Origin of the sequence: Blautia massiliensis (ex Durand et al. 2017), assembly GCF_051861785.1 — a bacterium.
GTDB classification, from domain to species: domain Bacteria; phylum Bacillota; class Clostridia; order Lachnospirales; family Lachnospiraceae; genus Blautia_A; species Blautia_A luti_A.
Genome location: NZ_CP146725.1, coordinates 451,234 through 475,737, shown reverse-complemented (window position 1 = coordinate 475,737; position 24,504 = coordinate 451,234). Strand labels below are relative to the sequence as shown.

General features: G+C 44.7%; 31 protein-coding genes and 1 tRNA gene. 29 read left to right on the top strand and 3 right to left on the bottom strand.

Translation table 11 applies throughout. From position 1 onward, the window contains the following. The first annotated feature begins 52 nt into the window (after positions 1-52). The 6 genes from V9W66_RS02460 to V9W66_RS02435 all read left to right on the top strand — a co-directional run bounded on the left by V9W66_RS02460 (position 53) and on the right by V9W66_RS02435 (position 4,070). A complete protein-coding gene (locus V9W66_RS02460; protein ID WP_144092875.1) occupies positions 53-268 on the top strand; it encodes a hypothetical protein in 216 nt (71 codons plus the stop codon). A gap of 18 nt (positions 269-286) precedes the next feature. Next, positions 287-1,057: a ParA family protein gene (locus V9W66_RS02455; RefSeq protein WP_144092877.1), complete on the top strand. Its 771-nt coding sequence runs from the start codon at positions 287-289 to the stop codon at positions 1,055-1,057. Beyond that, entirely contained in the window at positions 1,057-2,967 is a 1,911-nt protein-coding gene (locus V9W66_RS02450) for a ParB/RepB/Spo0J family partition protein (protein ID WP_144092879.1), read from the top strand. Before V9W66_RS02455 ends, V9W66_RS02450 begins: the two co-directional genes overlap by 1 nt. 393 nt (positions 2,968-3,360) lie before the next feature. Next, positions 3,361-3,513, top strand: coding sequence for a hypothetical protein (locus V9W66_RS02445; protein ID WP_186289985.1), 153 nt, complete (start codon positions 3,361-3,363; stop codon positions 3,511-3,513). A 64-nt stretch (positions 3,514-3,577) separates the two neighbouring features. After that, positions 3,578-3,775, top strand: coding sequence for a hypothetical protein (locus V9W66_RS02440; RefSeq protein WP_144092881.1), 198 nt, complete (start codon positions 3,578-3,580; stop codon positions 3,773-3,775). Next, positions 3,735-4,070 (top strand): hypothetical protein, encoded by a 336-nt coding sequence (locus V9W66_RS02435; protein ID WP_144092883.1) that lies wholly within the window; start codon positions 3,735-3,737, stop codon positions 4,068-4,070. Before V9W66_RS02440 ends, V9W66_RS02435 begins: the two co-directional genes overlap by 41 nt. A 516-nt stretch (positions 4,071-4,586) precedes the next feature. On the opposite strand, the gene V9W66_RS02430 is transcribed toward V9W66_RS02435, so the two are convergent. Genes V9W66_RS02430 through V9W66_RS02420 form a run of 3 tightly spaced genes read right to left on the bottom strand, consistent with a single transcriptional unit; the run spans position 4,587 to position 7,220 of the window. Beyond that, positions 4,587-5,390, bottom strand: a complete 804-nt coding sequence (locus V9W66_RS02430) for an ExeA family protein (RefSeq protein WP_243125600.1) — start codon at positions 5,388-5,390, stop codon at positions 4,587-4,589. Positions 5,391-5,392: 2 nt separating this feature from the next. Next, positions 5,393-6,646, bottom strand: coding sequence for a DDE-type integrase/transposase/recombinase (locus tag V9W66_RS02425; protein ID WP_439362801.1), 1,254 nt, complete (start codon positions 6,644-6,646; stop codon positions 5,393-5,395). A gap of 52 nt (positions 6,647-6,698) precedes the next feature. Further along, entirely contained in the window at positions 6,699-7,220 is a 522-nt protein-coding gene (locus V9W66_RS02420) for a hypothetical protein (RefSeq protein ID WP_242828381.1), read from the bottom strand. A gap of 393 nt (positions 7,221-7,613) precedes the next feature. Between V9W66_RS02420 and V9W66_RS02415 the strand changes: the two genes are divergently transcribed. The 23 genes from V9W66_RS02415 (at position 7,614) to V9W66_RS02305 (ending at position 24,502) form a co-directional block, all read left to right on the top strand. Beyond that, positions 7,614-7,964, top strand: a complete 351-nt coding sequence (locus V9W66_RS02415) for a hypothetical protein (protein ID WP_144093639.1) — start codon at positions 7,614-7,616, stop codon at positions 7,962-7,964. Between the two features lie 5 nt (positions 7,965-7,969). After that, complete coding sequence (locus V9W66_RS02410) at positions 7,970-8,152, top strand: hypothetical protein (protein ID WP_144093640.1); 183 nt, start codon at positions 7,970-7,972, stop codon at positions 8,150-8,152. Next, positions 8,142-9,065: an SPFH domain-containing protein gene (locus V9W66_RS02405; protein ID WP_144093641.1), complete on the top strand. Its 924-nt coding sequence runs from the start codon at positions 8,142-8,144 to the stop codon at positions 9,063-9,065. Before V9W66_RS02410 ends, V9W66_RS02405 begins: the two co-directional genes overlap by 11 nt. Before the next feature lie 67 nt (positions 9,066-9,132). Beyond that, the gene (locus V9W66_RS02400; protein ID WP_144093642.1) at positions 9,133-9,555 is read left to right on the top strand and encodes a DUF1492 domain-containing protein; all 423 of its coding nucleotides are present in this window, start codon (positions 9,133-9,135) and stop codon (positions 9,553-9,555) included. A gap of 119 nt (positions 9,556-9,674) precedes the next feature. Beyond that, positions 9,675-9,762: transfer RNA gene (locus tag V9W66_RS02395), tRNA-OTHER, on the top strand. Positions 9,763-10,020: 258 nt separating this feature from the next. After that, complete coding sequence (gene terS, locus V9W66_RS02390; protein WP_144093643.1) at positions 10,021-10,794, top strand: phage terminase small subunit; 774 nt, start codon at positions 10,021-10,023, stop codon at positions 10,792-10,794. Then, entirely contained in the window at positions 10,781-12,202 is a 1,422-nt protein-coding gene (locus V9W66_RS02385) for a PBSX family phage terminase large subunit (RefSeq protein WP_144093644.1), read from the top strand. Before terS ends, V9W66_RS02385 begins: the two co-directional genes overlap by 14 nt. Next, positions 12,199-13,611: a phage portal protein gene (locus tag V9W66_RS02380; RefSeq protein WP_243121640.1), complete on the top strand. Its 1,413-nt coding sequence runs from the start codon at positions 12,199-12,201 to the stop codon at positions 13,609-13,611. Before V9W66_RS02385 ends, V9W66_RS02380 begins: the two co-directional genes overlap by 4 nt. Beyond that, on the top strand, positions 13,604-15,142 hold the full coding sequence (locus V9W66_RS02375) for a polymorphic toxin type 50 domain-containing protein (RefSeq protein ID WP_186290025.1): 1,539 nt from the start codon (positions 13,604-13,606) through the stop codon (positions 15,140-15,142). Before V9W66_RS02380 ends, V9W66_RS02375 begins: the two co-directional genes overlap by 8 nt. A gap of 1 nt (position 15,143) precedes the next feature. Then, the gene (locus V9W66_RS02370; protein WP_144093646.1) at positions 15,144-15,368 is read left to right on the top strand and encodes a hypothetical protein; all 225 of its coding nucleotides are present in this window, start codon (positions 15,144-15,146) and stop codon (positions 15,366-15,368) included. Between the two features lie 74 nt (positions 15,369-15,442). Continuing rightward, positions 15,443-15,937, top strand: a complete 495-nt coding sequence (locus V9W66_RS02365) for a DUF2829 domain-containing protein (RefSeq protein WP_144093647.1) — start codon at positions 15,443-15,445, stop codon at positions 15,935-15,937. A 33-nt stretch (positions 15,938-15,970) separates the two neighbouring features. After that, complete coding sequence (locus tag V9W66_RS02360; protein WP_186290026.1) at positions 15,971-16,135, top strand: hypothetical protein; 165 nt, start codon at positions 15,971-15,973, stop codon at positions 16,133-16,135. A gap of 143 nt (positions 16,136-16,278) precedes the next feature. Further along, complete coding sequence (locus V9W66_RS02355; protein ID WP_144093648.1) at positions 16,279-16,911, top strand: DUF4355 domain-containing protein; 633 nt, start codon at positions 16,279-16,281, stop codon at positions 16,909-16,911. Between the two features lie 17 nt (positions 16,912-16,928). After that, positions 16,929-17,861 (top strand): hypothetical protein, encoded by a 933-nt coding sequence (locus V9W66_RS02350; protein ID WP_144093649.1) that lies wholly within the window; start codon positions 16,929-16,931, stop codon positions 17,859-17,861. Further along, complete coding sequence (locus V9W66_RS02345) at positions 17,858-18,097, top strand: Rho termination factor N-terminal domain-containing protein (RefSeq protein ID WP_144093650.1); 240 nt, start codon at positions 17,858-17,860, stop codon at positions 18,095-18,097. Before V9W66_RS02350 ends, V9W66_RS02345 begins: the two co-directional genes overlap by 4 nt. Before the next feature lie 4 nt (positions 18,098-18,101). Then, positions 18,102-18,431 (top strand): phage head-tail connector protein, encoded by a 330-nt coding sequence (locus V9W66_RS02340; RefSeq protein ID WP_144093651.1) that lies wholly within the window; start codon positions 18,102-18,104, stop codon positions 18,429-18,431. Beyond that, positions 18,406-18,780 (top strand): hypothetical protein, encoded by a 375-nt coding sequence (locus V9W66_RS02335; RefSeq protein ID WP_144093652.1) that lies wholly within the window; start codon positions 18,406-18,408, stop codon positions 18,778-18,780. Before V9W66_RS02340 ends, V9W66_RS02335 begins: the two co-directional genes overlap by 26 nt. Further along, entirely contained in the window at positions 18,777-19,286 is a 510-nt protein-coding gene (locus V9W66_RS02330) for an HK97-gp10 family putative phage morphogenesis protein (RefSeq protein WP_144093653.1), read from the top strand. Before V9W66_RS02335 ends, V9W66_RS02330 begins: the two co-directional genes overlap by 4 nt. Beyond that, complete coding sequence (locus V9W66_RS02325) at positions 19,283-19,651, top strand: hypothetical protein (RefSeq protein WP_144093654.1); 369 nt, start codon at positions 19,283-19,285, stop codon at positions 19,649-19,651. Before V9W66_RS02330 ends, V9W66_RS02325 begins: the two co-directional genes overlap by 4 nt. Positions 19,652-19,663: 12 nt before the next feature. Beyond that, complete coding sequence (locus tag V9W66_RS02320; protein ID WP_092070766.1) at positions 19,664-20,086, top strand: phage tail protein; 423 nt, start codon at positions 19,664-19,666, stop codon at positions 20,084-20,086. Positions 20,087-20,099: 13 nt separating this feature from the next. After that, positions 20,100-20,549, top strand: a complete 450-nt coding sequence (locus tag V9W66_RS02315) for a DUF6096 family protein (RefSeq protein WP_144093655.1) — start codon at positions 20,100-20,102, stop codon at positions 20,547-20,549. Next, the gene (locus V9W66_RS02310; RefSeq protein ID WP_144093656.1) at positions 20,546-20,911 is read left to right on the top strand and encodes a hypothetical protein; all 366 of its coding nucleotides are present in this window, start codon (positions 20,546-20,548) and stop codon (positions 20,909-20,911) included. Before V9W66_RS02315 ends, V9W66_RS02310 begins: the two co-directional genes overlap by 4 nt. Before the next feature lie 30 nt (positions 20,912-20,941). Beyond that, on the top strand, positions 20,942-24,502 hold the full coding sequence (locus V9W66_RS02305) for a phage tail protein (RefSeq protein WP_144093657.1): 3,561 nt from the start codon (positions 20,942-20,944) through the stop codon (positions 24,500-24,502). Positions 24,503-24,504: the final 2 nt, after the last annotated feature.

Sequence of the window (24,504 nt, the reverse complement as noted above, 5' to 3'; positions counted from 1 at the left end):
ACAGGTACCCGGTTTACATACTACAAAGACGAAAAAGGAGGAATATGGTTTGATGATGAACCCGAAGAAGGAAAACCAGAATGGATGCAGAGAGCAGATAAGGAACGAAGACGAAGGCATAGACGGCATTCTTGAAGCCTTAGGAGCCTACGTGTGTGACGAGCTGTGCTGCCATCGCGGGGAGAATCTGACACAGGAGGAAATGGAATGTTTTTGCTGTCATTGCGAGATGCAGCAGTACACAGATAAGATCAGAGAAATGCTGTAAAAGATCAAGGAGGATATCATGAGAACAATAGCAATCATCAACTTAAAAGGCGGAGTAGCCAAGACCACATCAAGCATTAACATTGCTTATATACTGACCCAGAGGGGATATAAGGTGCTCCTGGTGGATAACGACAAGCAGGGAGACTGCTCACGTGGACTAAACCGCCGAACCCAGGATGGAGATGGAATCGATCGAATTATGGTAGATCGCCATCCAGACATGGACAACCTGATTCATCATACAGATTATGCAAACTTGGATATTATTACGGCAAATCTGGGGCTCCTTACAGCAAACACGGAAGTGATTAAGGATCCCATACGTCCGCAGCAGGATAGACTAAAAAAAGCACTGCAGCAGGTATCGGATAAATATGACTTCTGTGTAGTAGATAACGCTCCGGACATCAACGTATCAGTTATCAATGCTCTGACAGCGGCAAATGATGTCTTGATCCCCGTAGAGGTAGATGATAACACATTAGAGGGGATGGACGAGCTTTTAAATCAGATTACTGTTGTAAGAGAAGAATTAAACCCAGGGCTGAAGAACATTCACTGTTTCATAACAAAGTACCAGAAATTCAATCAGGCACACTTGCAGGGAGCAGAAATTATTGAAGAACGATATCCCACGATGAAAACAAAGATTCGTTTTTCGGGCGTAGTAGCAAGGAGCACGTTTATGCGTGTGCCAGTGGCGTTACACAGCCCACGATCGGCAGCAGCGGAAGATTACGGAATTCTTGTGAATGAGTATCTTGACATGATCGGAGGAAAAGAATAATGGATTTTTATCTGAAAGATATGCTTAACAAAAGATCAGTTCCGGACCGGCAGCAGGATCAGAAAATCGTATACCGGAACCCGGAAGATCTGATCCCTTCTGAGGAAAATTTCTACAACACGGAAAAGCTTGAGCGGCTAAAACAGTCAATTAAGCTCCTGGGAATCCTCCAGCCGCTCCTGATCGAAAACCGGGACGGGAAAGACTATGTAATAGCAGGCCATTGCCGCCGGAAGTGCTGCATTGACCTGATCAACGAAGGAAACGAGAAATTCAGCCGGATCCCGTGTGTATACAAGACCTCATCTGAACTGGAACAGGATGCAGGCCAGGAAGACGACATCGTACGCCAGATCATGATCATCCAGGCCAACTGCTACCGCGACAAATCCGACTGGGAAAAAATGACGGAATTTCTGAAGATGGAAAGCCTGGTAAAGGAACTTAGAAAAAAGGTTTCGATGCAAGGCAAAACAAGAGACATTTTAAGAGAAGTAAGTAAAATATCTGGCAGTCAGCAGGAAAGGTATCATTCTATAAATGCAAATCTTTGCGAACAGCTTATGTCAGAGTTCAAGGAAGATAGAATTAAGATTTCAGTAGCTCACGAAGCATCAAAGCTTAATAAAGATTACCAGAAACAGGCTTGCGAGCTGTATGCAGAAACGGGAATTTTGACATTGAATGATATCAAAGAGCTGAGCCGGCAGCAGGAAGCCGAGAAAGGTACCCCAGGCCAGATGAGCATAGAAACAGCAACAGGCAAGAACCGGCCGCCAGAGAATGAGGTTCCGATTACACCAGAACTGCAGATAGAGCGCTTTTTCGAAGCCTTGAACAGAGGAGACAAAGAATATGTTCTTACGTGCAATGTAAGTGCAACAACATATTTACTCGAAACCAGGTATCGGGATGTCCGGATCAGGAATGGCAATTTTAATTATCAGGCAAATTCAACCGGGATCATGTTCAATCCTGGAAGTTACATGGAATGCGCTTTCACCTGGAATGAGCTGGCCCACGAGCTGATAAAAAGATTCGGGAAGAAACGGAAACCGGTCAAGATGGTGTCTATAGACGCACCGGAGAAGCCGAAAAAGAAAGATAACGAAATGCCGAGCCCGGCAAAATGTATCACCGGAAAAAGTAAATCAGGAATTTGCGGGGCAGCAGCTTATTGCGACACAGAATACAAATGCTGTGCTCAGTGTCCGGATGATTGTAACAGCCGTTGTGGATGGCTGGAAGAACGCTGCCAGCCGGCAGCAGAAACACCGGACGAAAAGCAGCAGGATTCTATTGACGATAACAAAACGTCTGACCATGCCGGCGATTCCACCGAGATGCTTCCGGAAAACTGGCCGGAGTATCTGAGAGATCTTCCGGTTCCAACAAGCACTGCACTTGCAAGCTATCTGTACGACCAGGAGAGAACACTTAAACAGATTCTTGATAGTGAAAAAGAAAAACCGGGGCTCCCACATATGACGATCATGAAGCAGCAGATGACAGTTGCTGGACTCAGATTTTTGAAGAATCATATCGAAAGTATGGAAGAACCAGAACAGCCACCTCTTCCAGAGATGAGAAACAATGATCAGCGTAAACAGTGGCTGAGAGAATACAAATCATGGGGACTCTGGTACACAGATCCTTATATTGGAGCACGGTATTACAAGTACGATTTCAATAATGGCGCCCGTCTGATAGCAGAAGAATACGATCCAGAGCCAAAGAAAGAAAGCTGGTGGGTACCAACAGAACCATATTTCCTGCATCTTGTAGGTGGACCGGAACCGGAAAGGTCTGGGGGCATACCGAAATGGACATACCATTCGAAATATCACAAATTCCCGAACTCAGAAACAGAGTTGATTGAATTTCTGAAGGAGGTACAGAAGAATGGCTAAGTATCAAGATAGAGATCCACTGGAATGATTAAGGGTGTTTTCGAAAAAACCGATTAACATATAAACCCATCAGTCCTGCCGCACGAGCCTGTCAGAAATGCGGCAGGGGAAAGGAGGGTGTCCGATTCGGACACATGCAAAATGAACTACGATAATTTGAAATTCCCAAAACAGGGAAAGAAAAAAAGAAAGAAACTTAAACCGGGGAAGTATCCTTGCGAAAGACAGAAGGAGAGCATCATTCCAGGGGATAAAAAAGGCAGATGCTACATATGTGGGAGTCATGCAAATATACAGAACCACCACATATTTTTCGGAAATAGCAACAGAAAGAACTCAGACTATTGCGGCCTTACTGTACATCTGTGTCTGGAACACCATAAAGAAGGAAAGATGTCAGCTCACAAAAACAGGGAAGTCGATTATAGACTTAGACAGATAGCACAGAGAGCCTTCGAAAGAGAGCATGGCAGCAGGGAGCAGTTCATGAAGATCTTCGGAGAAAACTGCCTGGAGGAAGATGAAAAGAAGGATGTGTATGAATAAGAGACAGAAAAAGAAGTTATTCAAGAAAAGAGCAGGATTCTATCCGCCGGGAGGTCCCGACGTTTTGAGATTTCAGATCTGGACAGGAATTGGAATGACAAAAAGTAAGTGGAAGAAGTTCAATGAGACGCTGAAAGAAATTTTTGAAACAACAGAATATGACCATAATACCAGAAGTGTAGAGAATTTCAATCAGGTCATGAGAAAGAGATGGAATAAAAATGGCAATCAAAAGAACTGTAGAAACAGACGTATACTGTGATATCTGTGGAGAATGGATTACAGGTTGGAAATCTAATGACACAGGAGTCAGCAGAATTTGGGCAGCAGCATTTGCGAGAGAGAAAGGCTGCACAGTTGGAAAAAAGGTTATTTGCAGAGAATGCAGGATCAAGAAAAGAATCCAGATATGCAGCATACAGCGCAAGATCGGAAGCGCGGGAAGAGACAGCAATGGAATGTGCCTGGGGTTCGGAAACAAAACATCAGATGAACCGTTGGAAAAATGTAAACGGTGCTTTGCATGCACATCCTATGAACAGAAGGAGACGTTATGAAAAAAAGTTGGTCAGAATTGACAGAAGCTGAGATTAACAGAAACAAAAGAAACACTTGTGAGAAATGCCTATATTTTTCTAGGGACGGAAGTACAACCACGGCCGGATCCAGACACTGTGAATATTTGCTAATCACAGGTCACCGGAGGGGATGCAGTCCTCTGGAATGCAAGAAGAAAGGTATCTTCAAAGCAAGGCCAACCGGACGGAGAAGAATAAACAGAGCATTCACAACTTCATAAAGGAGAAAAAAAGATGGGTAAATTAAGAATGGAACCAAGAAAAATAACAGATAGAGGTGGTTGGTTGTGCATGCCCCCTAGTCAAGAGCGTGCCGGAAGGAAAAGAAGGTTGGGTGTTATTCGGCAAATTAAACGCTGCCGTTTCCATCAGATTAAAACGGGTCTTTCAGAGCACCTAACGATGGGATGAAGCATATATTTTTGGACGCTTCAGGCACGTTATTTTATGAGAAAAAACCATCATGCAGATTATCTTACATGATGGTTTCTAAAGCTATCCGAGTTCACAGTCATTGATTGCCTGCATGACGGCATCGGCGGTTATGATATTTAAATTTGAGCTGTTTCCAACCAACAGACTTGCATTACACAGTTTGTTGATCATACGTGGGGTCCCATTCGCTGCATTGAGGATTGCTTCCAGTGCATTGTCTTCGAATACCGTTTGTGTGCATCCTGCGCCATTCAGCTTGGCAGTAACATAGGAATGTCCTTCTGCTTTTGTCATACCTTCCAGGTTATAATTCATGACAATCCTTTGGCGGAAAGGTTCGTGGATGCTCAGGCGCAGGGTGCTGTTGAGCTGTGGCAGACCAGAAAGAAGAACAACTGCCCGGTCTTTGGAATCCATTTCAAAGTTGAACAGCATTTTTAAGTCATTGAGCACTGCGTTTCCGATATAGTTCGCTTCATCTATGATAATGACAGGCGTCTGTCGTTTTTCAAGTACGAGACGGTTGATCTCATCCTGGATGATCTTGAAGTTATCGGTCTTGCGGAATGCAGGCTGGGCTCCGAGCTCAGTGGCAAGGTTCCGGTAAAAATCATTTACGGTCAGGGTGGAAAGACTGGAATACATCACTTTATAAAGGGAAGTGTTCAGTCCCGAAGCCCAGTTCCTGACTGCGGTGGTCTTTCCCCTTCCGGCGCTTCCGGTGAGGAGCCCGAAACCTTTTGTGGTAAGCAGGTAGTCCAGCCGGAACAGAACCTCCTTGTACTCCTGTGTTTCTACGAGGACTTCCTTTGAGTTTTTCAGGAAAGGATTGAATTCCAATCCGTATCTTGCAGTATAATCCATGCTCATTCGTCTCCTTTACATAAGTGTACTTTTTCTCTTTTTATCAATGCGTTTTCCGTTTTGTTCAGAAGTCGGATCGGGGTTAGTGTTCCATCCGATTCCACGATGAAGATCTCTTTCATATCCGGAGAATAGCGCAGACGGATGCGCTGCCGTGCAAAACGGTAATCAACTTCGTATTCAATCTGGTCGATGACGATCACACTGTCAGCAGATACCCGGCGTTCAATCTCCAGAAGGAAGTTTTGGGTGATGTCTTCCTCAGAAAGCCTGCGGATCTGTTCTGGTTCCGAAAAGAAGCGGTCCTGTGGGGACAGCCCGTGGAGGGAAGAATGGGGGGATTGGTTGTATCTCTGGACAAAAGCATGCAGGCTTCCCCTCAGTTCTTCCAGTGAATGGAAATCCCGCATATCAAGGGCTGCCATCCACTGATCCTTCATGGTCCGGAACCATCGCTCGATCTTGGCTTTTCCGGTAGGAGTGTATGGCTGGCAGTAACTGAGTGTTGTACCGATCCTTGCAGCCAGGAGTTCCATTTGTTTGTTCTTATAAGATTTCCCATTGTCAAAGTTGAAAACTTTGGGGCGCCCGTACTTTGCTATGGCTGATCTCATAACGGACATCAGATTGATAAAGTTATCATTGTAGAACACATCGATCCCGGTAATGAACCGGCTGGCATCATCGATCAGGGCAATGATATAGACCCGGTGTTTTTTTCCGTCCGAATCTGTAAGGCGGGGACCGACACTGCTGTCCCCGCACCAGACTTCGTTGATATGGGGGCGTTCATATCGGCGCATATCCTTGTTCGGTGTCTGCCGCAGTTCCGACTGAAGCCGTTTCACAAAGCGGCTGACGGTGGATTCGGATACCTGTCCGTTTATTACAGAGCCATCGGATTTCAGCTGCCTGTAAATAGCGGCCGCAGACATGCGTGGATAGTTGGTCTTGAAATACCGGATTCTCTCCTGAAGTTCTTCGTCAAGCTTGCGGCTCATGCCGGCATCTGAGCGCCCTTTCGGGACGAGACCTTCAAAACCATGGTTCTGATAGTCCAGATACCATTTTTCAATGGTGGCGGGAGCATAATGATGGAGCTTCCCGTCGGGTCCCATGAGTCCTTTTGCAGAAATTTCCGTGTAAAAAGCGGTCTTGCTTGGATAACGTTCATCAAGTCCTGCAATAATCGGTGCGATGGCGCCATAGCGCATCAGTGCGATTTCCTGTTGTTTTTCTTGTTTCATAGATTTCATCTGCCTCCTTTTTCTAAAGGATAAGGGATAAAACCAGACCTGTCGTGTAAGGTTATGTTGGCAGGATAAAAAGTTTATTGGAGGTTGATTTAATCTGCATGAACTGTCTGGAAAAGAGGGAAAAACATCCTGAAATCAGGCTGGGGATATCGGGGAGGTGAAGCCTCATGGAGAGCAACCGTTGCTTCCAATGTAAACGGTAGTTCCGGATGATGGATTTCAGGTTGTTTTCATCCACGAGGTACTGTTCTGCCAGTATGTTTTGGAATCCGGTCTCATGCTCATAAGCATGGATCAGACGGACGTGCAGAACCAGAGGGATCTGGGAATACGGGATCATGGATGAAAGTAACAGCGCATGGGTATGCCCACATGCTTTGCAGTACACACGAACAACAGAAAGGGAGATGATTCTGTCAGCAAGCTGGACACTGCGTTTATAAGAGCCATGGCGGATGAGACAGCCGGAGTGACCGCAGGTACATGAAATAAGGTTCAGATCGAGAGAATCCATTGTTTTATTGTAAAAATCCTGAGAAATAAGGTTGTAGTTTTCTGTATTAACTGTTATCATAGGTATGCATGAATGTAGCGTAAGCTATGTTTGGGTGAAAGCAGAAATCGAACTTTGGTCGGGGAGGTTTCTGCTTTTTATTTCGTGGTTACAAAACCATATGATAACACAAGAGGTCTCATGATAAAATAATCTGATGGAAAATACGTCAGATTCCTTTATACCAGGATCTCTTTTATTTTGCATGAAAAGTAAAAAATCGGTTTGTTATAGTGTGGCTGATAATAGGTTGGGAAAAGGTACATTGTTCCGTATGCGGAGAACTTTGTTGGAAAAGACCAGAGGACGCTGGCGTGATCTATCACAGTAAACTTGATGGAGCGTGTTGTACGTTATGTGCATTAAAAAAAGGAGTGGAATGAAAATGCCAAGAGTTAAGCTAGGAGGAAGATAATGAAAAAGACATGTAAAATCTGTATCAACAACGATGACGGCCTTTGTGACCGCAGGGGGATTCTTGCAGAAGACAAAGATTCCTGTGAGAAACACAGTGAAGACTGGAAAGAAGCTATGTTAAGAATTCTTGCGCCATATTTAGAAGAGAGAAGGTGTGAAATGAACTATAAGAACAAGGAAGGCTATCCAGATCCGACTGAAGGGGAAGCAATCCGGAGGGCCAGTAGGATGCCTACACATATTTACAATGTCAGCTGTGCTCTAAATGCTGTGGCCGGACTCCATGGCCTTGAAATCATGGGATTAAGAGATAAAAAAACAGGCCGTGAATGGCCACAGAGGAGGTGAGAACGATGTGGGTAATATTTCTTGGTTCCGGCATGGTGTTCGGAGCCGCAGCCCTGGCGCTGATCTGGATAGGAAGCAGAGTGATCCTGTCGATCAGGCGGCAGCAGAAGAAATTCGAGATTGAAGATGAAACATACAACAAAGTAAAAGAAGCTATCAAAGAAAAGGAGAACAAAAATGAAAAGTAAGATTATTATCGGAATCGTGGCAGCAGTAGCAGTTCTTGGCGGAGGATACACAGTATCAAGAATGGATCTTATCGGCACAGGTAAAGTTGGTATCGTCTACAACTACAAAGATGGAGTACAGGACACAGTACTCACCCCGGGAATGCATTTTATCGCACCGATGAACAAAGTAAAGGAATTCAGTACCAGTAACGAGATTCTCGTTCTCACAAAGGACAAAAGGGACGGCAGTAAAGAGGATGATTCTTTTAAAGTGGCCACATCAGACGATGCCAGCATTGCAGTATCTTTCCAGATGAGTTACCGATACGACCCGGACACGGTGATTGATACATATAAGCGTTTCAAAGGAATGGACGGAGATGATATCATCGAAAACCGTGTGAAAACTGTCTTGAAATCAAAGATTTCCGAAATTACGACAAATTATTCAATGATGGATATCTATTCCGGAAACAGATCCGAACTGAACAATGCCATCACGGAATATCTTAATAAGGATTTTCACAAAAAGTATGGCATTGAAGTTCTGGATGCTTCCATCGTGGACGTGCATCCGGATAAAAAGCTGAAACAGGCCATTGATAATCGTGTTACTGCCCTACAGGAAAAACAGCAGGCGCAGGCAGAGCAGGAAAAAGTAAAAGTCCAGAAGGAAACAGAAAAGCTTCAGGCAGAAGCGGATGCCCAGATTGAGTTGACCAAGGCCGAAGCAGATGCAAAGAAAGCCAAGGTCAAGGCAGCAGCAGAAGCAGAGAACACAAAGATTAAAGCAAAAGCACAGGCAGAGGCTAATAACGAGCTCAGTGCATCCATCACAGACGAGCTGATCAAGATGAAGGAGGCAGAAGCTCACTACAAAAACGGCTGGGTTACAGTCCAGGGCGCCGATGCCGTGATCGCGGATAAATAAAAGAAATGCAGAGAAAGCCGGGAACGTGTATGCTCCCGGCTAAAAGCATCGAAAGGGGAGGATACCAGTGGAAACAGAAATCCAGAAAGAAAACGAAGAAAAAAAAGAATATCTGAAATCCTATCGAAGAGCAGTGAAGAGAGAAAAGGATATCCTTGACGAGATCCAGAGACTGAGGGCAGACAAGATGTTCCCTTCTGTGACCAATGACGGGATGCCAAAAGGCAGCAGCCAGTCCGATCTGTCAGATTATATAGCTATTCTGGATGAACAGATCGAACTCCTGAAGGCAGAACGACTGGAAAAAGCCAGATGCTATCAGAAGATTGAGAGACAGATCAAAAAGATGGAGAATGAAAATGAACGGGAGATATTGCGATTAAGGTATATTCAGGGATTGAAATGGCATGAAGTAGAAAACAAGATGGGATTTAGCAGGGAATGGACTTTGAAACTTCATGGGAGAGCATTAAGAAATTTTAAAATGTAAAAACAGTTCACTAGAAATACACTATTTGTTTATGATATCATTACAATGGATTTCAAAAAAACAAATGGAATCCTCCTTTTATGAGCACACTGCCAGGAAACGGGACCTGGCAGCAGTCGTGGAACGTAGCTTAATGGTAGAGCGGCTGCATTAATCAGGAATTGACTGAAGAAGTCAATAGCGATGGTTCGAATCCATCCGTTCCGATCGGGCAAGCCCATGCCCACATAATAATACTCCGATTACATCACAAAAAGGCATCTGGCAGCAGTCAGGTGTCTTTTTGTGATGTAATTTTCCTACAGCGTGCACGGCACCAGCACATACATACTTTACGCATGGATTCACTGTATGTAAGTGTTAGCGCACCTCCTTTCGGCGTGGCGGCAATCGGCTGTCACTATGGTGCCGGCAGGACTGTAATTTACAAATATCAAAAACGAAACGAATGAGAGGTGGTGAGGCTTGCCAAGAGCACCAGATCAGAGAGTTGAAGATGCCAGAAAACTATATGCTTCTGGAGCGAAATTAATTGAAGTTTCTCAAAAGCTTGGAATCCCGGTAGGGACAATCCGAAGCTGGAAAAATAGATACAAATGGGATAATGCAACGTTGCAAAAGAATAAACGCAACGTTGCGAAAAAGAAGGGCGGACAGCCCGGAAATAAAAATGCGGAGGGGCATGGAGGAACCGGCCCGCCGGGAAATAAGAATGCAGTCAGGACAGGAGAGTTTGAAACTCTCTTTTTTGATACCCTGGAACCAGAAGAAAGAACATTGGCAGAGATGATCAGGCCGGACAAAGAACAGCTGCTTCTCAGAGAAATCCAGCTTCTTGCAGTCAGGGAACGCCGGATGCTGAAAAGAATCCAGTCTCTCCGTGAACTGGAAGCACAGACAGGATCTGAAGAAGATTCGGTACCATGCGGAATGTCTGTAATAGAATATACTTCCGGTATCGAAAAAGGAAAACGAACAGAACTTCGAAAGTATGAAGGCATCCTTGGCCAAATCCAGGCTATAGAGGATGCTCTGACTAGAGTGCAGGCCCGGCAGCAGAAAGCAATCGAGATGCTGCATAAGTTTGGTTATGACGATGCAAAACTGGAACTTGCAACCATGCAGCTTGAATTTGAGATGCTGAAGCAGGATAACCAGGCAGAAGAGACTACCGATGATGGTTTCCTGGAGGCAATGAATGCAACAGCGCAGGATATCTGGGGTGATGAAAATGTATGAAAAACTCAAAACCCTGAAAGATAAGCTGCAGAAAATGAAATCCAACAGAGCCAATAGACAGACAGGCCAGACGTTTCATTTTTCTCCGTTTTCAAGAAAACAGAAACAGGTCCTGACCTGGTGGTGTAAAGAATCCCCGGTTCATAATATGGATGGAGTTATTGCCGATGGAGCGATCCGATCAGGAAAAACAATCAGCATGTCTTTATCATTCGTTATGTGGGCCATGAGTACCTTCACTGGCCAGAACTTTGCCATGTGCGGAAAGACCATAGGATCCTTCCGGAGAAATGTTCTGTTCTGGTTGAAACTGATGCTCCGGTCAAGAGGATATTCCATCACGGATCACAGGGCAGACAACCTTCTGACCATCCGAAAAGACGGAAAAGAAAATTACTTTTACATTTTCGGTGGCAAGGATGAAAGATCTCAGGATCTTATCCAGGGAATTACCTTGGCAGGAGTGTTCTTTGACGAAGTTGCCCTGATGCCGGAATCCTTTGTGAACCAGGCAACAGGCCGATGCTCTGTGAAAGGTTCAAAATTCTGGTTTAACTGTAATCCGGATGGCCCGTATCACTGGTTCAAACAGAACTGGATAGATAAATCCATCGGATATCTGGGAAAAGAAGAAACAGAGCGTATCAGGCAGCAGGCGGCCGCGGAGGGGAAAGATCCCGGCCTGAAAGATATTCTGTATCTCCACTTCACTATGGACGATAACCTGTCCCTGGATGAAGAGATCAAGGTCAGATACAGGAGCATGTACGTTGGAGTATTCTTTAAACGTTACATCATGGGGCTTTGGGCGGCAGCAGAGGGAATCATCTACGACATGTTCGACGAGAACAAACATGTCCAGGATATCAAAGATTTCTATCAGCTGCTGATCAATGGGAACCGGTATGTTTCCTGCGATTATGGTACACAGAACGCCACAGTATTCCTGTTATGGAATAAAGGAACCAACGGGAAATGGTACTGCATCCGGGAATATTACTATTCCGGAAGAGATAAAGGTAAACAGAAAACAGATTCAGAATATGCAGACGACTTGAAAGAGTGGCTGGATGGAACCAGGATCAAAGCGATCATCGTGGATCCATCTGCCGCTTCTTTTATTGCAGAACTCCGGAAACGGGGATATAAGGTCCTGAAAGCCAACAATGATGTTCTGGATGGAATCCGGCTGGTTGGAATGCTTCTGAACCTGGAGAAGATTGTCTTTGCTTCTTCCTGTAAAGAAACCATAAAAGAGTTTGCTTCTTACATCTGGGATGAGAAAGCACTGGAAAGAGGAGAAGACAAACCAGTGAAGCAATTTGACCATTGTTGTGACGCTGTGAGGTACCTATGCAGCACCATAATCGGCAGAAAAGCAGCACGTTTCCGAGAGATAAGGAGGTGAGAAAAATATACGCATTTACAATACCAAGAGAAGATTTCGATGAGTTAAATCCAAACAAGCAGGTGATTCGTCAGCTGATCAGCAAACATATCAGCATGGTTGGACGACTGCAAAAGAATATGCGTTATTACGGTGGAGATCATGAGATCCTAAAAGAAAAAAGGAAAAACAAGCTGGTGTGCAATCATGCAAAAGATATCTCAGATACAGCCAGTAGTTACTTCATTGGTAACCCTGTAACTTATAAATCTGAAGCAGTTATCACACCACTTACAGATGCTCTGCAGACTGCAGAAGCTGATGAGACGGACGGAGACAATGGCCTGGAGCTGTCTATTTATGGCATAGCCTACGAATATATCTATGTAAAAGAAAATGAAAATTATTTAGTAACTAAGAATATATCTGCCGAAAATACTTTTGTGGTAAAGGACGACAGCATAGAGGAAAATGAACTCTTTGCTGTTTATTATTACATCCGAAAAGATGATTCTGGAATGCGACCGGATCATTATAGAGCTACGGTAGTAACCCCAAATTATAAATATGAGTTGGATATTGAAAATAGCAACACATACCAGCCGACCACAGAACAGGCATTGCCCCATTATCTTAGCGAAATTCCGATCATTGAGTATTTAAACAATAAACTGGCAATCGGAGATTTTGAACTACAGATACCTCTGATTGATGCGTACAACGCACTGATGAGTGATCGTATAACCGATAAAGAGCAGTTCATTGATGCAATTTTGGCTATTTACGGAACATTGCTGACGGATGAGGACGAATCAGATGCTGAGGGTGAAGACGAAAGTATTCGAAAAGCAAAAGCACGTTTAAAAGAATATAAAATTCTAGAGATGCCCGATACGGCGAAGGCAGAGTATCTAACAAGGACATTTGATGAGAATGGAGTGGAGATCCTCAAGAAAGCCATTGAGCAGGATATTCATAAATTTTCGCACATTCCTTGCATGACAGACGAAAATTTTAGTGGAAATGTCAGCGGCGTGGCTATGGAATTCAAGCTTCTGGGTATGGAGAATATTACCAAAATTAAGACCAGATATTATCGTAAGGGCCTGAGAAAAAGAATGAGGATTTTCTGTAAATTCCTTGCAATGAAAGGCGTCAATATTGACATGATGGGGATTACAATGATATTCACCAGAGCTCTTCCTAAAAATCTTCTTGAGATCTCACAGATGGTATCCAATCTGAAAGGCGTTGTAAGCAGAAGAACACTTCTGGCACAGATTCCGTTCGTGGAAAATGTAGATGAAGAGCTTGCGGCTGTGAAAGAAGAAGCAGAAGAAGAATTAAAGCGGCAGCAGGAAGTATTTGGCCTACAGGACAATACCCCACCAGAACAGGATCCGGATGATAAGGAAAAGGTGGATGAGTAGGAAATACTGGGAGCGGAGATCTGCCTGGGATATGTATCGGTTCATGGAAGACGCAGAAGAAACAGCAGATCTTATTGCCAGGGTATACCGGAAAGCTTCCCTCCAGCTGGAATATGCCGCAAGAGATATCTTTGAGAAGTTCATGACAAAATATGGTCTGTCAGAAACAGAAGCCTGGCAGATTATAAATTCCATCCAGGATAAAAACTCCATTGATCAGCTGAAACAGGAACTTCAGAACAGGAAAAGGGACAGTGAGATCCTGAAACAGTTGGAAGCTCCGGCGTACCGTGCAAGACTGGAACGCTTGCAGGATCTTATGACACAGGTGGATGCAGTGATGCAGCAGGTGTATCAGCAGGAGAAACAGTTCGATACCAAACTTCTGGAGCAGCTTGGAGAAAAAGCGTATTATCATTCCATCTATAACATGCAGAAAGAAACCGGTCTGGCATTCAATTTTTCTCATGTGAGCAGGAAACAGATCGACCAGGCTCTGCAGATGAAATGGTCCGGAAAACATTTTTCAGACCGTATCTGGCAGAACACGCAGCAACTTGCAGATTCTTTGAAGGATGAACTGCTGATCAGCCTCCTTACCGGCCGGACAGACCGGGAAACAGCGGAATCCGTCCAGGCCCAGTGCGGAGGGGGAGCAAAGCAGGCCAGGCGATTGGTAAGAACAGAATCCTGTTACATGGCAGGAGAATTGACTGCGCAGAGTTATATTGACTGCGGGATCAAGAATTATCGCTATGTGGCTGTGTTGGATCTTCGTACCAGTGAGATCTGTCGGGAGCTGGATGGAAAGGTTTTTCCGGTGAAAGACCGGAAAGCCGGAGTGAACTATCCGCCCATGCATCCATATTGCCGTTCTACGACAATTTCTGCTATAGACAAAGAAATTCTCAGGAACATGAAAAGAAGTGCCTACAACCCGGAAACAGGGCGTACAGAGATGGTTCCTGCGGATATGACCTATAAACAGTGGTATGAGAAATACGTCAAAGGAAATCCAAAAGCAGAAGCCCAGGAAAAGGCAATCAAGAACGCTGCATCAGACAGGAAACAGTATGATCAGTACCGGGAACTCCTTGGAAAAGACATGCCGAAACATTTTGCAGACTTCCAGGAAATGAAGTATAATGAACCTGAGAAGTGGGAGAAGTTACAGCGAAAATATCAGGATACACAGCTTCAGGAAAAGATACGTTCAAAAGATTATCCGAAACAAATAGAAGAAGGCAAGCAGGGCAAACATATTTTGGGACATAATAATTATATTGACGGCAGGAGCTATCTGACAACAGATATAAAAGAAACTCAGGATCTTGTGAACAAGTATGCTGGCACGGGTAAAATTCAAAGAGACAGACAAGGACATTGGAACCACAAAGAAGTTGTAACCATGAGGAAGAATATTGGGGTTTACAAGGATCTTAAAGGAAACGAACTTCCGACCGACATTGCAACAATCCATTATTCGAAAAATGGTGTTCATGTAGTTCCGGCGAAGCCGAGGGAGAAATAAAATGGCAGAAATAACTGAAATGCAGGAAAAGATGATGGGAACATCTGAAAAGAAGATAAGGGTAACATGTAAAGATGGAAAGATATTCGAGGGAATAAACGAATACTTTACACAGCCGCTTGATAATGAACCGGAAGTAGCTTCTATATGCGTCCAGGAAGAAGGATGTTCGTATTTGACGGAGCTGACAGAACCGGAAATTGAGAAAATTGAAGTGATCGAATAGAGATACCACCAGTCAGAAACGGCCGGTGGTCTTTTTATACCCATTTTTAATTTTTAAGAAAGAGAGGACAAGAAATGAAGTTTGAAGAAGCGTTAAAGGCAATGAAATCCGGACTCCCAGTAAAACTTCCGTCATGGGCTGGTTATTGGTGGTGGGATGAAGAAACCAAAACAATCCTTATGTACACAAAAGACGGTGACTGTCTGGATATAAGAGAAACCCAGAATGTGGAGTATACTCTTCAGAATATCCTTGCTGATGAATGGATTGTTGCAAATGGTCAGAACTGCCCAATTCTTGGTGGCGAAGCGACATTTTCTTTCGGGGAAGCTGTTAAGTACCTGAAAAGAGGGTTTAAAGTAGCTCGTAAAGGATGGAATGGTAAGAAACAGTATATCCAGCTTGCAACTGGGATTTCTTATAAGGCAGCAGATGGCGAAGTTGTAAACTGTGAGCACAATGCTATTGGCAACATGGCGGTGGCTTTTACAGGAACCTCCGGTGTGCAGATGGGCTGGCTTGCATCCCAGGCAGATATGCTTGCTGAAGACTGGATTTTTGCAGAGTAATTGCGCCGGCGCAACGGAGGGGAGGTGAAGAGAATGAAAGTGAAATGCATCAAAAGATACAGCGACATCTGCTTAAAAGAAGTAGTTGAGAAGGGAACTGTTCTGGAAGTAACAGAAAACAGAGGGGCACATCTGATCAGCGAGGGTGTTGCAGAGGCAGTAAGAGAAGCAAAGGCAGCAGTCAAAGGGAAGGAATAGGTAATCCAATTATCTCCCGGTGAGACGCAGGGTGAAGCGTCTTATTTTTTTATGCCTTTTTCCGCCAGGCGTTAAAGAAGCGGATTCCACAAACTGAATGGCCCGGGCGTGAGAACGAATAGGCTGGGCAGAAAGGAAAAAATATGAGAAACAGAGTATTCAAAGCAATGTGTAAAGTTCCAATGAACCTGCAGTTATTCGCAGAAGGCGGAGACGGTGCTGGGGCCGGTGAGGGCAATGGCGGCGGATCTGGAGAAGGTACGGGCGGCGAAGGAGATAATCCTCCATCTTTTGATGACTTCCTGAAAACAGGCAGTAATCAGGCAGAATTTGACAGACGTGTCCAGAAGGCAGTCAATACGGCAGTGACAAACGCACAGGAGAAGTGGCAGGCACTGACGGATGATAAACTTTCCGAAGCTGATAAGCTGGCCAAGATGACCAAGGAAGAAAAAACACAGTACATGCAGAAGAAAAAAGAAAAGGAACTTTCCGACAGAGAGGCAGCAGTAACCAGAAGTGAGCTCATGGCAGAAGCAAAGAACAACCTGTCAGACGAAGGACTTCCGGTGGAGCTTGCAGAAGTACTGAATTATACAGATGCAGATGCCTGCAAGAAATCCATGGAAACCGTCAAAAAAGCGTTCCAGACTGCAGTTGAGAAAGCAGTCGATGAGAAGCTGAAAGGCGGCAAGCCTCCGAAAAAAGCACCAGAAACAAACACACAGGAAGCCCTTGAAAAGCAGGTATACAATGCGATGATGGGTATTTTTTAAAGGAGAGTGAATAAACAATGGCAATCAATACTTTAGCAATAGCAACCTTATTTATGACACAGCTTGATAAGATCGCTGTCCAGGAAGCAACCACTGGCTGGATGGATGCCAATGCCGGTCAGGTGATCTATAACGGTGGATCTGAAGTAAAGATCCCGAAAATGAGCGTTCAGGGAATGGGCGACTATGACCGTGAGGCTGGATACCAGCGCGGCTCCGTTACCCTGGAGTACGAGACCAGAAAAATGACACAGGACCGTGGCCGTCTCTTCCAGCTGGATCCGATGGATATCAATGAGGCAAACTTTATCCCGACTGCCGGTGCAGTTATGGGAGAGTTCCAGAGGACACAGGTAGTTCCGGAGATCGATGCGTACCGTATCAGCAAGCTGGCTACAGAAACACTCACTGCAGATAAAGCAGGAATGATCGGAGAATCTTATGTACCGGGAACTGCTTCTACATCTGCTCTGCGTAAGCTGAAAGAAGGAATCAAAGCGGTAAGAGAAAACTATAACGGAGCTCTTATCTGCCAGGCGACACCGGACTTTATTATGGAGTTGGAACTGGAACTTGCAGGCAAGATCACTGCAGTGACCTTCTCTAAAGGCGGAATTCAGACACAGGTTCCTTCTGTAGATAGTGTACCACTGGTTTCCACACCTTCCAACCGTATGTACACAGCTATCAAGATCAATAACGGTAAAGATAGTGGCCAGGAAAAAGGCGGATATGAAAAAGGAACATCTGCAAAGAACCTGAACTTCTTCATCTGCCCTGTAACCACGCCGATCGCTGTCACAAAACAGGATATCATGCGTATCTTCGACCCAACAACAAACCAGAAACTGAATGCATGGCAGATGGATTACCGCCGTTTCCATGATATGTGGATTCTGGACAACAAACTGGATTCCATCTACCTGAGCATGCAGGAGGCAAAAGCATGAGACTGATCCGTGAAAATGTGGAAAGAGAAGCTGATGGGACAACAGCAGAAAAGCTGATCAGCGATGGATTTACGCCAATGGGAGAAAAAAAGCCAGATACAGTACCAGAAGAGAAAGCAGGCAAGAATATTGAAGATATGACAGTCGAGGAGCTGAAAACTCTTGCAAAGGAGAAAGGCCTGACTGGTGTATCTTCCCTTGCCAAGGCAGATCTGCTTGCTATTTTGAAAGGATGATCCTGTGGCGAAAAGTAAAGACATAGAAAGAGTTCAGACCTTGACAGGAGAAAAAGATGAGGATCTCATAGAGATTCTTCTTGATGATGCAGAAGCTTTCGTACTGTCTTACACAAACCGGACACGATTAAAAACTGGACTTGAAAAAGCAGTCCGGGATCTTGCTGTAATCGCTTTGAACCGGATGGGAACAGAGGGTGAAAAGTCCAGAAGTGAGGGTGGAGAGAGTTATACTTTTGAGGATGCGCCGAAACAGATCTATGACACGCTGAACCGGTATCGCCTGGCCAGAGTAGGAGGAAAGATTTATGAGGCTGAGAAGAAGCAGACTTGAGGGATTTTTCCACAAGAAAATGACGGTAAAGAAAGATAAGGAAGGCAGTACCAGCGAGGAATATGGTGCTGCCTCTTCTGTTACCGGAGAAAGCTGGCCGGCATCCGGAAAAGTACAGGCTGAGCAGTACGGCCAGAGACTGAATTATATCCGGAATATCCGGATACAGGGAAGCTATAAGATCCAGACGGATGAAAAAGGCCGGCTGCATTATATCCTGGAAGATGGAACGGATATGGAGGAACGGGACGGAATTTGTCTATATGTGGCAGCAGATCAGCTTCCAGACTATCGGATCATATCCATCAAACCATATCGTTTCCTTACCATGGAGGTGGAAAAGATATGAGTGTAAATGGATTTGATGAAGTGGAGAAAGCTTTGCAGGAGGTGTCCGAGTTGGACACCCGGCAGGCAGTTGGAGAAGCGATCCAGTTTGTACGGTCAGCAGCAGTTGAGAATTGCCATGCAGATACCGGAGAACTCCGGCAGAGCATTTTTGCCGAAACCGCAGAGGAAGAAAACACTGTCACAGGGATCTGCTGGACAGACAAAGCTTATGCTCCATACATAGAGTTCGGAACCGGACCGAAAGGCCAGGAGAAACATGCTGGCATCTCTCCGGAAGTAACTCCGGTCTATACCCAGCAGCCATGGTGGATCCATGAAAGCCAGATAGACAGAAGAGTGGCTGAAAAGTACCGTTGGCCATATATAGACACGCCGGATGGAAGATTCTATAGATGCAGCGGAAATCCGGCCTATCCGTTCCTGTATCCGGCTATGAAGGATAACGAAGAACAAATCTTAAAGATGCTGGGCGGAAGCCTTGCGTCAGATTTGGAGGATATATGAAGAATGTAAAAGATCAGGTGTACGCGGCACTGTGCACGGTGTCCGAAAATGTTTCAGATGCTTATCCATGTTCCTGGGCGGAGGGTTCAACGATCCAGTATACCGAAGAGCAGAACGATGTATACGAAGCCAGCTCCGATGCTGAAGGAATGAGAGAGGATAAAGCCCTTGTAAGATACCGGATCGACATCTGGAACAATCACAGCACTTCAGAAGCAGCTCTGCAGGTAGATGAAGCGATGAAAGTGACAGGCCTGAAACGAATCGCATGTGCAGATGTGCCGGATCCGTCAGGGATGAAGCATAAACAGATGCGCTACGAAGGGATCATTGATATGGATTCTGACAGCGTGTACTGGAGATAAGGAGGAATAGCGATGTTAGCAAATGGAGCAACATTAGGTTACAGAAAACACACAGCTGGAGAAAACTCTGCAGCTTACACAGATCTTCCAGGACTGAAAGAGATCCCGGAAGTCGGAGTGGAACTGGATAAGGAGGAAAACACCTGCCTTACAGATCCGCACAAGATGTACGAGGAAGGCATTGGAGACCTTCCGGATATGAAGTACAAATGGAAGTACGACAACAGTAAAGCCGGAAGCCCGTACAGGCTTATGAGAGATGCAGCAGACAAAAAAGAGATCTGGGATTTCCAGGAAAAAACAAAAGATGGAACAGTTACCGAGTTTACTGCACAGTTTTCCGTAAAACGTACAGGCGGTGGAGTAAATGGTGTGATCGAGTTTGAGGTGACCATGGCCGTACAGTCTGAGATTAAACAGACAGATCCGGCGTAAGGAGGAATAAAAGATGATGAATTTTGAAGGTATTCAGGATCTGGGCGGAGCTTCTGCCCAGAATGAGACACAGGCTCCAGAGGAAAAAGTAGTCAATCTGGAGGAACAGAAGAAAAAGAGACAGCCCTTTGCTTATTGGAATGTAGGCGGTAGGAGCTTCAGGATGAAACTGAAAGCTTCCGGAATCGGACGCCTGGAAAATAAGTACAGACAGAATCTCATGAATATGATTGATGATATTCCGCCACTTTCCGTGATGCTGACGATCATCCAGGAAGCAATGTCACCGTGGGAGCATGGGATTGATTATCAGGATGTGCAGAAGCTGTATGACGCATGGATCGATGAAGGGAACAGTCAGCTGGAACTCTATCAGAAGATTCTGATCCCGCTCATGGTGGTATCGGGTTTTTTACCGGAGAAAACAGCGGCATCCCTTCTGGAGGAAATCGAGAACGCTTGATGTCAGAACAGCTCTCAGAGCTGTATCTGGTAGCTCTTGAGATGGGGATTCCGGCGGAAACATTCTGGAACCTTTCTGTAAATGAGATATTTGATACTTTGGCAAATATAAGAAAGCGGCTGCTAAGAGAAGAAAAGCAGCGGATCATGGATAATTTCATTCAGGCTCAGGCTATAGCAGTAGATATCTCAGCGTTATTTGCCAAAGATGGCAAGATAGCCCATCCCTGGGATTATTATCCGGAACTGTTTGAAAAAGAACAGAAGGCATACGAAGAAGCAGAGGAAGCCCGCCAGTGGGAAGAGTACATGGAAAAAAGAAGGGCGTACAACGCCGAATGGAACTATAGACATAATCATTAATTTGTTGAGAAAAAGAGAGGAGGTGAGACCATGGGAGATACACTTCATAAGATGCAGGTGATAATTGAAGCTACAACAGAACCATTGAAAAAAGGGATGGAAAACAGCCGGCGGGAAGTAAAGAAAAGTGTTGAAGAAATCCAGAAGGAAACTGAGAAAGTAAAGAATCCGTTCAAGGGGATGGAAAGCAAAGCGCTGCAGCCGGTAAGGAATACTCTGAATAAGATCAGGGAAATGCTCAGCAGGAATCCTGTGAAAAATTTCCAGATCAAGGCAGGCATCAAAGTTCCAACGGAAGAGTATCAGCAGCTTCAGGAAAAAACAATGAAAGCTCAGAAGCTGCTGGATGGGTTACGGGAAAAGAAAAAGAAATTTGAAAGTTCAGGAAAATCAAAAGAAAACCAGCAGTGGCAAAGTCTTGCGTATGACATTGAACATGCCAAAAAGAAGCTTACTGAATATAAAACAGCGGCAGCAGGAATGAGAAAATCAGGAACTGCGTTTGAAGAAAATCCAACGGATGAATATCTTAATATCAAAAACAGCATCAAGGCGGCAAATGAACAGATAAGGAAATATGAGGCAAAGGGAGATAAATTAGAAGCCACAGGTGTAAAAAAAGAAAGTAAACAGTGGCAAAGTCTTGCGTATGACATTGACCAGGCTTATACGCAGCTATGGGAATATGAGAATAAGGCAAAAGAACTGGAAAAATCAGGTAAGGCGACAAAAAAAGTACCTACAGAGGAATACAAAAAACTGAAAGAGGATATTTCGCGAACGCGGCAAGAGCTGGAAAGATATCAAGAGAAGGAAGAAAAACTACAGGCGTTGGGAGTTTCCAAAGAGAGTCAGGAATGGAAAAAACTGAAGAACGATATTGCATCCGCGCAAAGAACGGTAAACGAATATCAGACTGAAGCTGCAAAAATGCAGAAGAACAACACAGACGTAAAGCGGCCGGTATCTCTTCCGAGACAGGCATTGAACTTTGGAACAGGAATTTTCAAAGGAATAGGAACAACTGTTTCAAAGGGCTGGGGAGGCCTTACAAAGCTTCTGGGAGGTATTGGAAACATTGCATCTTCCTTTACCGGTGTGATCCGGAAATGCTCCGGTGCTTATGCTGCACTAATCCAGAAGTTCACATCCGGAATCCCGTTTCTTAACAGGACAAAATCTTCGTTCAATGGTCTGGGAACATCCGGACGAGGCTTGACAGGTATACTGAAGACGATCGGAATGACTGCAAAATTTATGTTTGCAAGTTTTGTGATCCGTGGAGCTGTAGATGGCGCAAAGCAGGGATTTCAGAACCTTGCACAGTACAGTGGAGAAACAAACAGAAGTCTTTCTCTGCTGATGTCTTCTCTGACACAGCTCAAAAATTCACTGGCCACAGCCTTTGCACCAATCCTGAATGTTGTAGCACCAATTCTGAACAGTTTCATTCAGACGGTTATCAACGTGGTAAATTCCATAGGCCAGCTGATGGGAGCCCTCACAGGCAAAACCACCATGGTCACGGCCAAGAAAGTCAATCAGGATTATGCTGCAAGTCTTAACAGTACCTCAACGGGTCTGAAGAATAATGCAAAGAACGCGGATATGGCATCAAAAGCGGCAAAACAATATCAGCGCACTCTTTTGGGATTCGACCAGATTAACAAGCTGAACGATGATTCAGACAGCTCCGGATCAGGAGGAACAGGAAGTGAAACGGATACATCACCGCTTGGTGGCGTTAATGATATGTTCCAGACAACGGCCATCAAGAGCCGTTTCAAAGATCTTGCAAAACTGATCAAAGATTCCTGGAAGTCCGGTGATTTTACAGAACTTGGCGCCATGGTCGGCAATAAGCTCAACGAAGCACTGGAACGTATTCCGTGGGGTAAAATTCAGAATACCTGTAACAAGATTGCAAAAAGCATTGCCACTTTTCTGAATGGCTTTATTGAAGCTGCGGATTGGAAATTAGTTGGCAATACATTCTCTAAGGGACTGAACACAGCCTTTGGATTTGCAGATACCTTTGCAAAGAACTTCCACTGGAACAGTCTTGGGAAAGCTATCGGAGATGGAATCAACGGTGCTCTTGAAGGCCTTGACTGGAACCTGATCAAAGGAACCGTACATGATACTGTATTTGGCTTGGTAAGCACACTGAATACAGCGATTGCGACAACCAATTGGAGTGTTGTTGGAAAAACTGTTGGAGAGTGCTTTAACACACGACTGGAAGCACTTTATACCACAGTTCATAACTTTAACTGGAGAGGCTTGGGCACTGCACTGGCTGATCTTGTAACCAACACGGTCAAAACCATTGATACAGGAAAAATAGGACAGACCTTATCCGATGGGATAAAAGGCTTTTTTGATTTTGCAATCTCAGCGATTGAACACATGGATTGGTGGTCCATGGGGGACACCATCTATAACAAAGCAAAAGATCTGATGGTAAACATTGACTGGAGCGGAATTGCTGACAGAGTTTTTGAAACGATTGGAGCTGCATTTGGAGGTTTTGCCGCATTTATTGGCGGTATCTTTAAAAATGCAGTTGCAGATGCAAGGAAGTATATTATAAAGCATTTCACAGAAGCTGGAAAATTCACCTGGGAAGGTTTTAAAAATGGTGTTGTGCAGTCATTTAAAGATATAGGAACCTGGATCAAGGCACACATTTTTAAACCATTCATAAACGGATTCAAAAAAGCTTTCGGAATCCATTCACCATCAACAGTCATGCGTACGCAGGGCGAATATGTTATATCTGGCCTGTTCAATGGTATGAAAGCAGGATTGCCAGCTGTACTGTCTTGGATTGCTAAACTCCCAGGGCAGACAAAAGAGAGACTTGGAAATGCCAAAACATGGCTACGTGGGAAAGGAAATGCTGCGATCATCGGTCTGAAAAATGGCTGGGAAGCTGTAAGGGAATCAACATTCCTGAGCAGAGTAAAGAAAATCGGTTCTCAATCTTTCAACGCTATCGGAGATATCAAAAGCAAAGTAACGCCGAAAGGCAGGGATATCATAAGCGGAATGAGAACCGGCCTGAATAATAACTGGAGCTCTCTGTCTGGAATATTAAGTAATATACCAGGCAAGGTGGCAAACGCAATTCCAAGCTTATACACAGTTGGCCAGAATGTTATTCAGACTTTTGCAAATGGATTTTCAAGCATCCATATCCCTATGCCACATATCGGCTGGGATTGGGAAGGTGGATCTATAAAAATCGGTAACTTCAAATTTTCATTGCCACGTTTCAATCTGAGCTGGTACGCAAATGGCGGATTCCCTGGTATGGGAGAAATGTTCGTGGCAAGAGAGTCCGGACCGGAGCTTGTCGGAAGAATGGGAAACCGTTCTGCGGTGGCAAACAATAATCAGATCATTGCCGGAATCCGGGCAGGTGTATTTGAAGCAGTTGTGAATGCTTTTGAAAGCATGCAGGGCAGAAATGATCGTGGACAGGAACTCCACATCTATCTGGAAGGCGATGCAAAGAAATTGTTTAAGGTGATCCGCCAGGAAGGAAACAACTATCAGAAACAGACCGGAAATCCGGTATTTGGATAAGG